We start from the raw sequence: 14,035 nt of genomic DNA, 5'->3' as shown, positions 1-14,035 counted from the left end.
TCGTGGCACGTCGTCCCCAACGTTATACTGAAGAAGATTTTGGCTCTTTAGAAGGACGTGCAAGTAAGACAGAGCAGAAAAAAGCAGTTCAACGTATGGCTGCTTTAGGTGAGCAATTAGCACAACTTTCTGTTAAACAGATTCAAAAACTCCCAGTTGATGAACGTTTAATTGATGCGTTAATGGAAGTACAGAACATTAGTTCTTTTGAAGCTCGTCGTCGTCAGTTTCAACGTATTGGTAAATTATTGCGTAATGAAGATGAGACAGTTATTTTGTCTTATTTAACTCCGCAGCAAGGCGCAAAAAAACAGGCTCAATTGATGCGTTGGGTTGATCGTATGATCGAACAAGGCGACCCTGCAATTAATGAATTTAGTAAAATTTATAATGCATCGGAACGTCACACCTTGCGTCAGCATGTGTTGAGAATCAACCGTGATAAGAGTCAACAAGTGAGTGAAGCAGAGCTTGAGGTGTCAAAAGGTAAATTTGTGAACTATGTGCAGCAAATTGCCCTATTGTCTGATCAAGGCTAAATGCTCTTCCATAAAAAAGCGACGCTCAAGGCGTCGCTTTTTTTATTTATACATTTTCAGCCCGTTCTTTTGCCCATTCACGTAAGATAAATTTCTGTAATTTACCTGTCGATGTTTTCGGAATTTCTGTAATAACCACATCTTTAGGCACTTTAAAGCGCGCTAATTCTTTTTGGCAGTGTGCAATAATTTCTTCAGGTGTTGCTGTAGTACCCATCTTTAATTCAATAAACGCGCATGGTACTTCTTGCCAACGTGCATCGGGTTTAGCGACTACCGCAGCGGTTAATACAGCAGGATGTTTATACAAAACATCTTCTACTTCTAAAGATGAAATGTTTTCTCCACCTGAAATAATAATGTCTTTCGAACGATCAGTAATTTTTGCATAACCATCTGGGTGGCAAACGGCTAAGTCTCCCGTATGGAACCATCCGCCAGCAAAGGCTTCTTGAGTTGCTTTAGGGTTCTTTAAATAGCCTTTCATGACAATATTGCCACGGAACATGATTTCTCCCATGGTTTGACCATCATTAGGCACAGGTTCCATAGTCTCGGGGTCTAACACACGCATACTGTCTTGTAACGGGTAGGGTACGCCTTGACGGGAATGAAGTTGGGCTTGTTCAGCAATTGATAGCTCATTCCATCCAGATTGAGAAGCACATAGGGCAGAAGGTCCATAAGTTTCTGTTAAGCCATATACATGGTTTACGTTAATCCCCATGTTTCGCATCCCTTCAATAATGGCAACAGGGGGAGCTGCCCCAGCAACCATAACTTCAACATGGTGATCAAAGTTCGCTTGTTTTTCTTTGGGTAAGTTAAGAATCATTGAAAGAACAATAGGTGCACCACAGAAATAATCAACTTTGTGTTCTGCAATCAATTGCATGACTAATTCTGGATCGACTTTGCGTAAACAAATATTGGTTCCACCACTTGCTGCTATGCTCCACGCAAAACCCCAGCCATTACAATGAAAGAGGGGTAGTGTCCATAAATACACAGCACGCGGTTTCATTCCACAAGCCAAGATATTGCTTGCAGCATTAAGATAAGCCCCGCGATGATGATAGACCACACCTTTAGGATTACCTGTAGTTCCAGATGTGTAATTTAAGCTAATCGCATCCCACTCATCTTCTGGTAAATGCCAAGAGAAGTTAATGTCGCCTTGAGCGATCCATTCTTCATATTCAAAAGAACCTAAAAACTGATTTTCACCTTCATATTCTGTATCGGCTACATCAATTACAATAATGTGCTGGTTAGGAATAAGTGAGAGGGCTTCTCTTGCCAAATTCACAAATTCAGGGTCAACCAACAGCACTTTACTTTCTGCATGTTCCAACATGAAAGCGATTGTTTTCGCATCTAAACGTGTATTGAGAGTATTGAGTACCGCCCCAGCCATAGGAACTGCAAAATGTGCTTCAATCATGGCTGGAATATTTGGCAATAAGACAGATACCGTATCATTTTTCTCAATTCCCAGTTGCTTGAGCTGAGATGCAAATTGACAGCAGCGCTGATAAGTTTCTTTCCATGAAATTTGACGCTTACCATGAATAATCGAAGCTTGATCTGGGTAAATATAAGCCGCACGCTCTAGGTAGCGTAGAGGTGATAACGCAACAAAGTTTGCGGGTGTGCGTGGTAACTCATCATAAGCACTAACCATGTGAAACAACTCCGTGTTCTATTTTTAATTCATTCTTTGAACATATGATTTAATATTAATCAAAGCATCTATGCTTTAGTCTTAAAGAACGATACCCTCCAGTCAAAAAATGAGCAGAAATGCTATTTTCTTCATCTTAAACCACTTGTGTTAAACATGTTTAAAAATCATCTCAATATATTTTTTAAGTCCTTTATTGCTGTTTACGTGATAAGCAAAATGTATTTATGATTTTATGGACTCAAAGGTTTTCACATTGCTTGAACAAGTGTAAAATCTTTCAGGTTTTTTAACTTTGATTTACACCGTTTTTATATTTTGAGGTTCGCCTCGATCATAATCTCGCGGTGAAATGCTCCTTCGTATAGGGCATCACTCCTTAAGGATTTTTTTATGCCAATTATCACATTGCCAAATGGCGATCAAAAGAGTTTTGATCACGCTGTATCTGTTATGGAAGTTGCCCAAAGTATTGGGCCTGGTCTAGCAAAAAATACTGTTGCTGGCCGTGTAAATGATCGCTTAGTTGATGCATGTGACTTAATTACCGAAGATTCGACCTTACAAATTATCACTCCAAAAGATGAGGAAGGTCTTGAAATTATTCGCCACTCTTGTGCACACCTTGTAGGGCATGCTGTTAAACAGCTTTTCCCGGAAGCCAAGATGGTGATTGGTCCAGTCATTGAAGAAGGTTTTTACTACGACATCTGGATGCCACGTCCTTTTACCTTGGATGATATGGCAGCTATCGAAGAGCGCATGAAAAAGCTCATCGATCAAGATTACGATGTCGTTAAAAAAATGACACCACGTGATGAAGTTATTGCTGAATTCACTGCGCGTGGCGAAGAATACAAATTACGCTTGATTGCAGACATGCCTGAAGAAACACAAATGGGCTTGTACTACCATCAAGATTATTTGGATATGTGTCGTGGTCCGCACGTACCGAATACCAAATTCTTAAAATCGTTCAAGCTCACTAAAATCTCTGGTGCATACTGGCGTGGTGATGCGAAGAACGAACAGCTTCAACGTATTTATGGTACAGCTTGGGCAGACAAAAAACAGCTCGCTGCATACATCAAACGTATCGAAGAAGCTGAAAAGCGTGACCATCGTAAAATTGGTAAAGCTTTAGACTTGTTCCATATGCAAGAAGAAGCACCGGGTATGGTGTTCTGGCATCCAAATGGCTGGACTATTTACCAAGTACTTGAACAATACATGCGTAAAGTTCAGCAAGACAATGGTTACCTTGAGATTAAGACACCACAAATCGTAGATTTTACATTGTGGGAAAAATCAGGTCATGCGGCGAACTATGCTGACAACATGTTTACGACTCATTCTGAAAATCGTAACTATGCCGTTAAACCAATGAACTGCCCATGTCACGTGCAAGTTTTCAACCAGGGTTTGAAGTCTTACCGTGATCTACCGATTCGTTTAGCAGAGTTTGGTTCTTGTCATCGTAACGAACCATCAGGTTCTTTACACGGCATTATGCGTGTACGTGGCTTTACACAAGATGACGCGCACATCTTCTGTACTAAAGAACAGATCGGTCAAGAAGTTGCAGACTTTATTAAGCTGACTTTAGAAGTTTATAAAGATTTTGGCTTTGAAGAAGTGCAAATGAAACTTTCTACACGTCCAGAAAAACGTGTGGGTGATGATGCACTTTGGGATATGGCTGAAAAATCTTTAGCAGATGCTTTAGATGCAGCGGGTCTCGAATGGGAATTACAACCTGGTGAAGGCGCGTTCTACGGTCCGAAAATTGAATTCTCATTGAAAGACTGTCTCGGACGTGTATGGCAGTGTGGTACTATTCAGTGTGACTTCAACTTGCCAGAACGCTTAGATGCGTCTTATGTGACTGAAGACAATGATCGTGATCAGCCTGTGATGTTGCATCGTGCAATTCTTGGCAGTTTTGAGCGTTTTATTGGTATACTAATTGAACACTACGCTGGTTTCATGCCACCTTGGTTGTCGCCGTTACAAGCATGTGTCATGAATATTACGGACTCACAAGCTGAAGCTTGTGAGAAAGTCGTAGCAAAACTCAAAGAAAATGGCCTTCGTGCTATTTCTGACTTGAGAAATGAAAAAATCGGATTTAAGATTCGTGAGCGTACTCTAGAGCGTATTCCTTACCTATTTGTTCTTGGTGATCGAGAAGTTGAAGAAGGTACAGTGAATGTGCGTACCCGCTCAGGAAAAAATTTAGGTACTATGTCAGTAGATGCATTCATTGACTTAGTGAAGTCTGCCGTCGCCGAACGTGGCCGGTATATTGTGGAGTAAGAAAGATTAAACAGCCTGACCGTAACCAACAACAAGGTGCAAAAAGCAACCGTCCAGCAATTAACGACGAGATCCGTGCAAAAGAAGTACGCCTCGTTGGTGCTGATGGTGAGCAAAAAGGAATTGTTTCATTAAATGAAGCACTGCGCGCTGCTGAAGAGGCAGATCTTGACCTAGTTGAGATCGTTGCAAACGCCGAGCCGCCTGTTTGTAAAATTATGGATTACAACAAGCACTTGTTTGACCTTAAGCAGAAGCAAAAAGATGCGAAGAAAAAACAGCATCAAGTGCAAGTGAAGGAAATCAAACTGCGCCCTGCAACTGATGTTGGTGATTATCAAGTTAAGCTTCGTGCTATTTTGAAATTCCTTGAAGAAGGAAACAAAGTGAAAATCACTTTACGTTTCCGTGGTCGTGAAATGGCTCACCAACAACTTGGCTTAGCTCAATTACAAAAAATTGAAGCGGATGTCGCTGAGTTTGGGGTTGTGGAACAAGCACCTAAAATGGAAGGCCGTCAAATGGGTATGTTACTTGGACCGAAAAAGAAAAAGTAATACTCAAAAAAAGCACTGCAAAAGCAGTGCTTTTTTATATCCTTATCATAATAAAAAAAGATGATTTAATTTTCTCTGTTCAGTTTTATTTAAGACAATTGCTATATCTTTTAAAAGAAATTCAATTCTTGAATTTTATGTATTTTTTAGTGTTGGAAATCTCATCGTCCCTCTTAAAACATGCTATAACGCAAGACGCAGTCATGATAACGATGAATAGGAAAATAGAATGATTGATCTATATTATTGGGGAACTCCCAATGGACATAAAATCACAATTGCCTTAGAAGAAATGGGACTGGACTACACTCTTTACCCAATCAATATTTTAGAAAATGATCAATTTCAACCAGACTTTCTGAGAATTTCTCCAAATAATAAAATTCCGGCGATTGTTGACCAAGATGGACCTCGCGGTGAGCCAATTTCAATATTTGAATCAGGCGCTATTTTGCAATATTTATGGCGTAAAACTGGATTATTTTATCCAACTGATGAGCAAGAGCGAGTTGAAGTTGAACAATGGCTCATGTGGCAAATGGGTGGGCTAGGGCCTATGCTTGGGCAGAATCATCATTTTAACCGCTTTGCACCAGAAAAAATTCCATACGCGATAGACCGCTATGTAAATGAAACTAAGCGCTTATATGGTGTGCTGAATAAGCAGCTTATTGGTCAGAAGTTTGTTGCGGGTGAATACTCGATTGCTGATATGGCAATTTTACCTTGGATCTTGCGCTATGAATGGCAGGGGATTCAATTAGAGGATTACCCTTATGTACAAGAATACATTGTCCGTTTGACGGCACGTCCTGCGGTACAAAAAGCACTATCAATTAAAGTCATCTAACTTTTATTGGTAGCGTAATGAATAAAGTGAAAGGTGATTTGGTCTAATTTAATATGCTAAGTTACTTTTTACTTTTTTTGAGCGCGTTTGGGGCGGCTACATTATTACCGTTACAATCAGAAGCTGTACTCGCCACCTTATTATTGAAAAAAGAATATTCTGCTTTTCTTCTAATTTCTATCGCCACTTTCGGAAATGTACTGGGCTCGTGTGTGAACTGGTGGCTTGGTTTAAAAATAGAGCAGTTTAAACACAAAAAGTGGTTTCCTGTTTCTGAAAAGCGTTTAGAGCAAGCTCAAAGCTTTTATCATAAGTATGGATTTTATTCGCTGCTTCTAAGTTGGACACCTGTGATTGGTGACCCAATTACTTTAGTTGCGGGGTTATTCAAAGAAAATTTTTGGCGCTTTTTAATTATAGTTTTGATTGCTAAAGCAGGACGCTATATTTTTATTTATTGGGTGATTACAGGTTTTATTTAAAATAAAAGCATCCGAAGATGCTTTTATTAAAATGGTTTAACTAGTCTTCTGAGCTTTTTGTAATATCGACTTTAAATAGGTCATTGGTTTTTAGCCAACAGAAGGTGACCACTGCAAGTGTCATACAACCACCAAAAATAGTGGCTGCAATCGTTCCTAAATATTTGGCTGCTAAACCTGACTCAAATGCACCAAGCTCATTACTTGATGAAACGAACATGCCATTTACGGCAGCAACACGACCACGCATATTTTCTGGTGGAAAAATTTGCAAAATGGTTTGTCTAACCACAACTGAAATACTGTCACAAGCGCCTGTCATAGCCAACGCAAATAGTGATAACCACATGTTGTTTGAGAATGCGAAAAGAATCGTGAAAACACCAAATCCTGCAACAGCAAGTAGCATGTTACGCCATACATGTTGAGTTGGTGGAAAGCGAGTCAAAGCAATCATAGTGACGAGCGCTCCAATAGATGGCGCCGCACGCAAATATCCCAGTCCTTCTGGACCGACTTTTAAGATATCTTCTGCGAAAATTGGTAATAATGCGATCACCCCACCAAATAAAACAGAAGCTAAATCAAGAGAAATTGCCCAAAGAACAATTTTAGTTTTCCAGATAAAACGGAAACCATCTCCTAAACTTTCTAAAACATTAGCAGTTTCAATTTTAGGAAAAGTACGCTTATGCAATAGGTTAATTAAGATAAAACAAATACCAAGTAAAACAGCAACACTAAATAGACTTGTTTCTCGGCCTAAATAGGCAAGCATGAAACCACCAAGCATTGGCCCGATAATTACACCACTTTGCCAACCGATTGTCGTCCATGTTGCACCATTTGCATACAGTTCACGAGGTATCAAAAATGGTTTTAAAGATGTTGCAGAAGGATTGTAAAAACCACGAATTGTACCTAAGCCAAAAATAACCGCATAAATACCCCAAGAAAGGAAATTTACGCTGATATGACCTAAACCATGCAGATGGAACAGCGACCACAGCACTAAAGGAAGAGGAACCGAGAAAAACAAACAGATTTTCATAATAATCTGTTTATTAAATCTATCTGCAAAATAGCCACCCCAAAGAGAAAGAGCAATAAAAGGAATGGCTTCCGCGAGTCCAATTAAACCTAGAGTCAGAGGGTCTTTGGTGATTTGATAAAGTGAGTAGGCAACAATAATTTCTTGAATCAGAATTGCTAAAGTTAAGCAAAATTGATTAATCGTAACAATTGAGAAATCTCTGTAGCGTAAGGCAGCAAATGCATCATGTTTCTGCATTAGGAATATCGTATGTTGATAATTTGATCGTATTATAAATGGAAAAAAGCATAGGTGCTTTATTTATTATTGATATGGCTGCCGCAGTTAAAATCGAAAAACCTTTCTTTGCACTCATAAAAACAGTAACTAATAGTTTTAATTTTGCTCAGGTTGCTATAAAATACGCGCTTCCTTACCTGCAGGTCGATTTTGCAATGGTGCGATCGTGCCGAACAGGTGCCCAAAAGAGGTTACTATGGCTAAGTTAAAAACTCGCCGTGGTGCAGCTAAACGCTTCAAAGCGACTGCAAACGGTTTTAAGCGCAAACAAGCATTCAAGCGCCACATTTTGACCAAAAAATCTGCTAAACGTATCCGTCAATTACGCGGCTGTGTAATGGTTCATGTTTCTGACATGAATTCAGTTCGTCGTATGTGCCCATACATCTAAGGAGATTATAAATGGCTCGTGTAAAACGTGGTGTAGTGGCTCATCGTCGTCACAAAAAAATTCTTGCTCGCGCTAAAGGTTACTACGGTGCTCGTTCACGCGTTTATCGCGTAGCGTTCCAAGCGGTAATCAAAGCTGGTCAATACGCTTACCGTGACCGCCGTCAAAAGAAACGTCAATTCCGTGCTCTATGGATTGCGCGTATCAATGCTGGTGCTCGTCAAAACGGTTTGTCTTACAGCCGTATGATCGATGGCTTGAAAAAAGCTCAAGTGATCATCGACCGTCGCGTATTAGCTGACATCGCTATGCATGATGCAGTAGCATTTGCTGCTTTAGCTGAAAAAGCTAAAGGTGCATTAGCTGCATAAGCTTAGAGATTCAAAGAAAGACCGCTTTTTAGCGGTCTTTTTTATTATTTATCTAAAGTCCAAAATAATAAGCCAAAGCACAAATAATAATCGTTAGAATAACCAGTTTAATAACGCCTGAACCAGTGCTTTTATGGTGCTGAGACTTGAGATGCTGTGGATTTTCATTTGATTGCTCAAATGGAGATGCTTTAACTACAGGCACCATCTGAGCTGTCTGATAATGGTTGGCAACTTTCACAATAAGCTTGGCAAACAGATCATCAGTTTTTTGTGTAAAGTTTCTTAAATTGATGAGTTGCTCTTGGTCTAGTTCTTCTCCTAAAGGATCATTTGCAATACGTTTCTTTTGTTCTAAATAATTGGCTAATGCTTGTGTACGAGATAAAAGTTGATGGGCATAATCTGCGGGATAATTCTCTGGAATTAATGCAAGTTTTGGTTCTAAGCTTTTAATATTTGTACCATCAAAAAGAGCATTTTGAAGTTCTGGCTCCTCAAAGCCTGCTGCATATTTACTATGAAATAATTCACTATCCATAAAATCAGCTATTTCTTGCCATGGCGGATTTTTTAAATCAGCTTCAATTTTTTTTGATAATTTTTCATTGAGTTCAAAACGCCAGAAAGTTTCTAAACGAAGCTCACAGGTTTGTGAGGCAGGGGCTTCAAACTCATTATCATTGTTATACCATTCGGCAAGCTCATGGCCAAAAATCCAAGCAAATTTCTTATCATTTTGATGACTCACAATAAAATGAGTATAAGGTAAGAGCTCGACATTGCTATTTGGATTTTGTTCTTCATTGAGAAGGCTTGATAAATGTAAGCTGAGCTTTGTGGTGCCTTGTTTTTTTAATGCTTCTAACCAAACTTGGAAGTGTTGGGCCAACAAATGTTGAGAAATTAAGTCACGAAACTGAAAACTATGATGGTCGAAAATATGATGTTGTCGCCATTGGTTAAAGCTTAAATTCTGACGGAGGTATTCATTACCATATGTCACAAGCGTAAGTTGTTGTTTCCAAATCTGATTAAGCGCCATAATAGTTGATCTCATTGACGATGCTACTATCTTATACGTTTTATCTTTTTGTTGCCTAATACATTTTTCATGATGGATAAACTTCATCAATTCGATGAAAAACTGTTAGAATGCAGTGTTTTATTATATTTTTTAAATTTGTTGCTTTGAGAGTTAATATGTCACTGGAAGCCCTGACCACAGAAGCGCTTGCTGCCATTGCAGCAGCTCAAGACCTTGTTGCACTTGATCAGGTGCGTGTGCAATTTACAGGGAAAAAAAGCCAGCTTGCAGAACAATCGAAAGCATTAGGGAAAATGGACCCTGAAGAACGCAAAGTACAAGGTGCTGCGATTCATGCTGTTCGAGAAACAATTAATACTGCATTAACAGAACGTCAAGCGGCACTACAACAGGCAGCACTTGCACAAAAGCTAGCAAGTGAAACGATTGATATTACATTGCCGGGCCGTGGTCAACGTATTGGTACAGTTCATCCTGTTACTCAGGTACAAGAGCGAATTTGTCAGTTCTTCACTAAAGCTGGTTTTACAGTTGCAACCGGTCCAGAAGTTGAAGATGACTATCACAATTTCGAAGCATTAAATATTCCTGGTCACCATCCGGCACGTGCTATGCACGATACTTTCTACTTTGATGCTACTCACTTGCTACGTACGCATACCTCTGGGGTACAGATTCGTACAATGGAGACGAGTGAGCCGCCAATTCGTATCGTATGCCCTGGCCGTGTTTACCGTTGTGATTCGGATCAAACGCATTCGCCAATGTTCCACCAGATCGAAGGCTTATATGTTGCTGAGAACACAAGCTTTGCTGAATTAAAAGGTTTATTGATTAACCTACTGAATGAATTTTTTGAGAAAGATTTAAAAGTACGTTTCCGTCCTTCATATTTCCCATTTACAGAGCCTAGTGCAGAAGTAGATATCATGGATGAGCGTGGACGTTGGTTAGAAGTTTTAGGCTGTGGCATGGTACATCCAAATGTATTGCGTGCTGCGGGTATTGATCCTGATAAATACAAAGGCTTTGCTTTTGGTTTAGGGGTAGAGCGGTTTGCAATGTTGCGTTATGGCATTAATGATTTGCGTATGTTCTATCAAAATGATGTGCGTTTCTTACGCCAATTTGCCTAACAATTTTTCAGGATTAAAAAAGGTTTATAAAGATGAAGATTAGCGAAAATTGGCTGCGCACATGGGTTAACCCAGCAATTGATAGTGAGACATTGTCTGATCAGTTAACTATGCTTGGTCTTGAAGTTGACGAACTTGCACCTGTTGCCAAGCCATTTACTGGCGTCGTGGTCGGCGAAGTTTTAACAGTTGAGCAGCATCCAGATGCAGATCGTTTGCGTGTAACGACAGTTAATATTGGTTCGGGCGAGCCTTTACAAATTGTTTGTGGGGCACCGAATGTTCGTGCTGGCATGAAAGCTCCAGTTGCAACGATTGGTGCTATATTACCGGGTGATTTCAAAATCAAAAAAGGTAAACTTCGTGGAGTTGAGTCACAAGGCATGCTTTGTGGTGCTTCTGAAATTGATCTTGAAGATAAAATCGATGGTTTGCTTGAGTTACCTGCTGATGCTCCAGTAGGGGTAAACATCCGTGAATACTTAAAACTCGATGATAACGTCATCGATATCAGTATTACACCAAACCGTGGTGACTGTTTCAGTATCCGTGGTATCGCTCGTGAGATTGCAGTAATTAACCAACTGCAAATAAATGAACCTGATATTAAAACAGTTGATGCGACAATTGCTGATGAGAAGAAAGTAGTGATCAGCACTGAAGGTGCTCCACGCTACTTAGGACGTGTAATTAAAAACGTTAATGTAAAAGCTGCTACTCCTGAATGGATGGAGCAGGCTTTAGCTCGTTCAGGAATTCGCACGCACAGTATTTTGGTTGATGTGACGAACTATGTCCTTATGGAACTGGGTCAGCCAATGCATGCTTTCGATTTAGCTAAAATTGAAGGAACTGTACATGTGCGTCAAGCTCAGCCACAAGAAAAACTACAACTTCTTAATGATCAAGAAGTTGAGTTGCAAGAAGATATAATGGTGATTGCTGATGACCAGAAAGCTTTGGCAATTGCCGGAATTATGGGTGGTTTAGCATCAAGTGTAACTGATGACACAACTGACATTTTCCTAGAAAGTGCATTCTTCGCGCCACTTGCTATCGCTGGACGTGCTCGTCGTTTTGGCTTGCATACTGATTCTTCACAGCGTTATGAACGTGGTGTAGATTTTGAATTACCGTTAATTGCGATGAACCGTGCTTCACAGCTTATTCAAGAGTTAGCGGGTGGTGAGTTTGGTCCAATTACTGTAGCTGAAAAAACTGAAATTTTACCAAAGCGTGAAGCAATTGAACTGAAACAAGCTCAGGTAGACCAATTGTTGGGATATCAAGTGACGGCTGATTTCATTGCAGATGCTTTAACTCGACTAGGATGTGAAGTAACCGTTAAAGCTGAAGGTGAGTGGAGCGTAGTGCCCCCATCACATCGCTATGACATGGCTATTTATCAAGACTTAATTGAAGAAGTGGCACGTATTGATGGTTATGACAATATCCAAATTAGCTTACCAAGCATGGATGTTCAATTAGCTAAATATCAAGACCGATTTGAAATTGCAGAGTTACGCCAAACTATCGTGACTTTAGGCTATCAAGAAGCAATTAGTTTTAGCTTTGCTGATGCAAAGCTTGAAAAACAATTGAACCCGCAAGTAAACCCGTTAATGCTAGCAAATCCAATTTCAAGTGATTTGGCTGCGATGCGTAGTACTTTGCTTTCAAGTTTAATCCCGTGCGTACAATATAATCTCAACCGTCAACAAAGTCGTGTTCGTTTCTTTGAATTAGGACTTCGTTTTGATTATCAAGATGCTAAGAGTATTGAAGATCTAAAACAGATTCCAACTTTAGCTCTAGTGGCCGTTGGCTCGCAACAACCAGAATCTTGGCATGTGAAGCCTCAGCCAATGGATTTCTTCGACTTCAAAGGAGAAATTGAAGAGATTCTAGCTGCTGGACGTGTCAAAGTTGAATATGTACGTTCAGAGCGTGCATGGTTGCATCCAGGGCAGTCTGCTGAAATTTTAGTTGATGGACAATCGATTGGTTACTTAGGCCGTCTGCATCCATCTTTAGAAAATGAGCTAGATTTGAGCACAACTTGGGTTGCTGAACTTAATCAAACAGCCGTTTTGCAATCTTATGTATCTAATTTTACAGAATTATCACGTTTTCCTTCGATTAGACGTGATATTGCGCTTTTAATCTCTGATAATATAAATGTTAGAGATATTCAGCAGTTAATCGAAAAAACTGGTGGAGAGCTTTTAGACTCTACATGGTTATTCGATGTGTATACGGGGCAGGGTGTCGAAGAAGGTAAGCGCTCATTGGCGTTTGCATTATTATGGCAACATCCTTCACGTACGCTTGAAGATGCTGAAATTAAATCTGGTATGGACAATATAATCCAAGTGTTGGAAAACACTTATCAAGCGACATTGAGGGCCTCATGACAGCATTAACTAAAGCAGACATGGCTGATCATTTAAGTGAGTTAACCAGCTTAAATCGCCGTGAAGCAAAACAAATGGTCGAGTTGTTCTTCGACGAGATTAGCCAAGCGCTTATTGCAGGGGAGCAGGTTAAGCTTTCTGGTTTTGGTAATTTCGAGTTAAGAGATAAACGCGAACGCCCAGGACGTAACCCTAAGACAGGCGAGGAAATTCCAATTTCTGCGCGCCGTGTAGTTACGTTCAGAGCGGGTCAGAAGTTTAGACAGCGCGTTGGAAATGAGCAGATCGATTGATCTGCTTTTTTTATATTTTAAATAGCTTTATATAGTTTCTTCGGCAGCAATATAGGACCGCTTAATCTTAGAAAATCAAAATTTAGATATAAAAAAAGAGGACAAAATGTCCTCTTTTTTATCTAATCTAGAATATAGATTAGTGTGCAGCAGAAGCAGCAGCAACGTCAGAAGCAGCAGCAGCAACGTCAGAAGCAGCAGCAGCAGTTTCAGAAGCAGCAGCGTCAACAGCTACAGCAGCTTCAGAAGCAGCAGCAGTAGCTTCAGAAGCAGCAGCTACAGCTTCAGAAGCAGCAGCAGGAGCTTCTTCTTTCTTAGAACAACCAACGAAAGCTAAAGTAGCAGCAACAGCAGCAGCAACAGCGAATTTTTTGAATAACATGGCATCACTCTCACAAAAAAGATTTGAGATTAAAAAAACCTAAGTTGGACTGTTTTGCTTTTATTATTCCTAAAACGTAGCTAGGTAACAACGCATGGAGCAGTCTAACTGGTCTGCCGCTATGCTATCACTGCAAATGCTGAAATACTACTGTCGTCTATCAAAAAAACGTATGAAAAAGAGAAAAACAGACTGTTTTTTAACAGAAAAAAACAATTAATCAGCTCGTATATATTGGA

General features: G+C 39.9%; 16 protein-coding genes. 12 read left to right on the top strand and 4 right to left on the bottom strand.

The window, feature by feature from the left end:
- The first annotated feature begins 2 nt into the window (after positions 1–2).
- Positions 3–539: a ribosome biogenesis factor YjgA gene (gene yjgA, locus J690_RS08055; protein ID WP_032035266.1), complete on the top strand. Its 537-nt coding sequence runs from the start codon at positions 3–5 to the stop codon at positions 537–539.
- A gap of 46 nt (positions 540–585) precedes the next feature.
- Here the strand turns inward: yjgA and J690_RS08050 are convergent, their stop codons facing one another.
- Complete coding sequence (locus tag J690_RS08050) at positions 586–2,223, bottom strand: acyl-CoA synthetase (RefSeq protein WP_032035265.1); 1,638 nt, start codon at positions 2,221–2,223, stop codon at positions 586–588.
- A gap of 393 nt (positions 2,224–2,616) precedes the next feature.
- Between J690_RS08050 and thrS the strand changes: the two genes are divergently transcribed.
- The 4 genes from thrS to J690_RS08030 all read left to right on the top strand — a co-directional run bounded on the left by thrS (position 2,617) and on the right by J690_RS08030 (position 6,428).
- Positions 2,617–4,539 carry a threonine--tRNA ligase gene (gene thrS / locus J690_RS08045; protein ID WP_032035264.1) on the top strand — a complete coding sequence of 641 codons (1,923 nt, stop codon included), beginning with the start codon at positions 2,617–2,619 and terminating at the stop codon, positions 4,537–4,539.
- Positions 4,540–4,544: 5 nt separating this feature from the next.
- Entirely contained in the window at positions 4,545–5,096 is a 552-nt protein-coding gene (gene infC / locus J690_RS08040; RefSeq protein WP_075383312.1) for a translation initiation factor IF-3, read from the top strand.
- 229 nt (positions 5,097–5,325) lie between these two features.
- On the top strand, positions 5,326–5,946 hold the full coding sequence (locus J690_RS08035; RefSeq protein WP_032035263.1) for a glutathione S-transferase N-terminal domain-containing protein: 621 nt from the start codon (positions 5,326–5,328) through the stop codon (positions 5,944–5,946).
- Between the two features lie 53 nt (positions 5,947–5,999).
- Entirely contained in the window at positions 6,000–6,428 is a 429-nt protein-coding gene (locus J690_RS08030) for a YqaA family protein (protein WP_005066279.1), read from the top strand.
- Between the two features lie 40 nt (positions 6,429–6,468).
- Here the strand turns inward: J690_RS08030 and nreB are convergent, their stop codons facing one another.
- Complete coding sequence (gene nreB, locus J690_RS08025; protein ID WP_032035262.1) at positions 6,469–7,719, bottom strand: nickel resistance MFS transporter NreB; 1,251 nt, start codon at positions 7,717–7,719, stop codon at positions 6,469–6,471.
- 38 nt (positions 7,720–7,757) lie between these two features.
- Here nreB and J690_RS08020 point away from each other — a divergent pair, with 38 nt between their 5' ends.
- The 3 genes from J690_RS08020 to rplT are packed head-to-tail and all read left to right on the top strand — an operon-like array spanning position 7,758 to position 8,523.
- Complete coding sequence (locus J690_RS08020; RefSeq protein ID WP_032035261.1) at positions 7,758–7,970, top strand: hypothetical protein; 213 nt, start codon at positions 7,758–7,760, stop codon at positions 7,968–7,970.
- Positions 7,958–8,152, top strand: a complete 195-nt coding sequence (rpmI, locus tag J690_RS08015) for a 50S ribosomal protein L35 (RefSeq protein WP_002054552.1) — start codon at positions 7,958–7,960, stop codon at positions 8,150–8,152. The genes J690_RS08020 and rpmI overlap by 13 nt, the downstream gene beginning before the upstream one ends.
- An 11-nt stretch (positions 8,153–8,163) precedes the next feature.
- Positions 8,164–8,523 (top strand): 50S ribosomal protein L20, encoded by a 360-nt coding sequence (rplT, locus tag J690_RS08010; RefSeq protein WP_000124858.1) that lies wholly within the window; start codon positions 8,164–8,166, stop codon positions 8,521–8,523.
- A gap of 52 nt (positions 8,524–8,575) precedes the next feature.
- Here the strand turns inward: rplT and J690_RS08005 are convergent, their stop codons facing one another.
- A complete protein-coding gene (locus J690_RS08005) occupies positions 8,576–9,568 on the bottom strand; it encodes a hypothetical protein (RefSeq protein WP_032035260.1) in 993 nt (330 codons plus the stop codon).
- Between the two features lie 158 nt (positions 9,569–9,726).
- Between J690_RS08005 and pheS the strand changes: the two genes are divergently transcribed.
- The 3 genes from pheS to J690_RS07990 are packed head-to-tail and all read left to right on the top strand — an operon-like array spanning position 9,727 to position 13,414.
- Positions 9,727–10,707, top strand: a complete 981-nt coding sequence (gene pheS / locus J690_RS08000; RefSeq protein WP_002117277.1) for a phenylalanine--tRNA ligase subunit alpha — start codon at positions 9,727–9,729, stop codon at positions 10,705–10,707.
- Positions 10,708–10,739: 32 nt separating this feature from the next.
- The gene (gene pheT, locus J690_RS07995) at positions 10,740–13,121 is read left to right on the top strand and encodes a phenylalanine--tRNA ligase subunit beta (protein WP_032035259.1); all 2,382 of its coding nucleotides are present in this window, start codon (positions 10,740–10,742) and stop codon (positions 13,119–13,121) included.
- Complete coding sequence (locus tag J690_RS07990; protein WP_000126166.1) at positions 13,118–13,414, top strand: integration host factor subunit alpha; 297 nt, start codon at positions 13,118–13,120, stop codon at positions 13,412–13,414. Before pheT ends, J690_RS07990 begins: the two co-directional genes overlap by 4 nt.
- Positions 13,415–13,553: 139 nt before the next feature.
- Here J690_RS07990 and J690_RS07985 read toward each other — a convergent pair whose 3' ends face one another.
- On the bottom strand, positions 13,554–13,796 hold the full coding sequence (locus J690_RS07985) for a hypothetical protein (RefSeq protein WP_017387628.1): 243 nt from the start codon (positions 13,794–13,796) through the stop codon (positions 13,554–13,556).
- A gap of 94 nt (positions 13,797–13,890) precedes the next feature.
- Here J690_RS07985 and J690_RS23700 point away from each other — a divergent pair, with 94 nt between their 5' ends.
- Positions 13,891–14,016: a hypothetical protein gene (locus tag J690_RS23700; RefSeq protein ID WP_002117184.1), complete on the top strand. Its 126-nt coding sequence runs from the start codon at positions 13,891–13,893 to the stop codon at positions 14,014–14,016.
- Positions 14,017–14,035: the final 19 nt, after the last annotated feature.

Origin of the sequence: Acinetobacter sp. 742879 (assembly GCF_000588535.1) — a bacterium.
GTDB classification, from domain to species: Bacteria; Pseudomonadota; Gammaproteobacteria; order Pseudomonadales; family Moraxellaceae; genus Acinetobacter; species Acinetobacter pittii.
Note: the sequence above shows the minus strand (reverse complement) of the source record. Positions and strands in the feature narration are given on the sequence as shown.

What these genes read in the sequence shown, in the direction of transcription:
- rplT (WP_000124858.1), top strand. Translation starts at nt 8,164, where the DNA reads ATGGCTCGTGTAAAACGTGGTGTAGTGGCTCATCGTCGTCACAAAAAA.
- J690_RS07985 (WP_017387628.1), bottom strand. Translation starts at nt 13,796, where the DNA reads ATGTTATTCAAAAAATTCGCTGTTGCTGCTGCTGTTGCTGCTACTTTA.
- nreB (WP_032035262.1), bottom strand. Translation starts at nt 7,719, where the DNA reads ATGCAGAAACATGATGCATTTGCTGCCTTACGCTACAGAGATTTCTCA.
- J690_RS08005 (WP_032035260.1), bottom strand. Translation starts at nt 9,568, where the DNA reads ATGGCGCTTAATCAGATTTGGAAACAACAACTTACGCTTGTGACATAT.
- J690_RS08035 (WP_032035263.1), top strand. Translation starts at nt 5,326, where the DNA reads ATGATTGATCTATATTATTGGGGAACTCCCAATGGACATAAAATCACA.
- pheT (WP_032035259.1), top strand. Translation starts at nt 10,740, where the DNA reads ATGAAGATTAGCGAAAATTGGCTGCGCACATGGGTTAACCCAGCAATT.
- J690_RS08030 (WP_005066279.1), top strand. Translation starts at nt 6,000, where the DNA reads ATGCTAAGTTACTTTTTACTTTTTTTGAGCGCGTTTGGGGCGGCTACA.
- J690_RS08050 (WP_032035265.1), bottom strand. Translation starts at nt 2,223, where the DNA reads ATGGTTAGTGCTTATGATGAGTTACCACGCACACCCGCAAACTTTGTT.
- J690_RS08020 (WP_032035261.1), top strand. Translation starts at nt 7,758, where the DNA reads ATGGAAAAAAGCATAGGTGCTTTATTTATTATTGATATGGCTGCCGCA.
- thrS (WP_032035264.1), top strand. Translation starts at nt 2,617, where the DNA reads ATGCCAATTATCACATTGCCAAATGGCGATCAAAAGAGTTTTGATCAC.
- J690_RS07990 (WP_000126166.1), top strand. Translation starts at nt 13,118, where the DNA reads ATGACAGCATTAACTAAAGCAGACATGGCTGATCATTTAAGTGAGTTA.
- rpmI (WP_002054552.1), top strand. Translation starts at nt 7,958, where the DNA reads ATGGCTAAGTTAAAAACTCGCCGTGGTGCAGCTAAACGCTTCAAAGCG.
- J690_RS23700 (WP_002117184.1), top strand. Translation starts at nt 13,891, where the DNA reads ATGGAGCAGTCTAACTGGTCTGCCGCTATGCTATCACTGCAAATGCTG.
- pheS (WP_002117277.1), top strand. Translation starts at nt 9,727, where the DNA reads ATGTCACTGGAAGCCCTGACCACAGAAGCGCTTGCTGCCATTGCAGCA.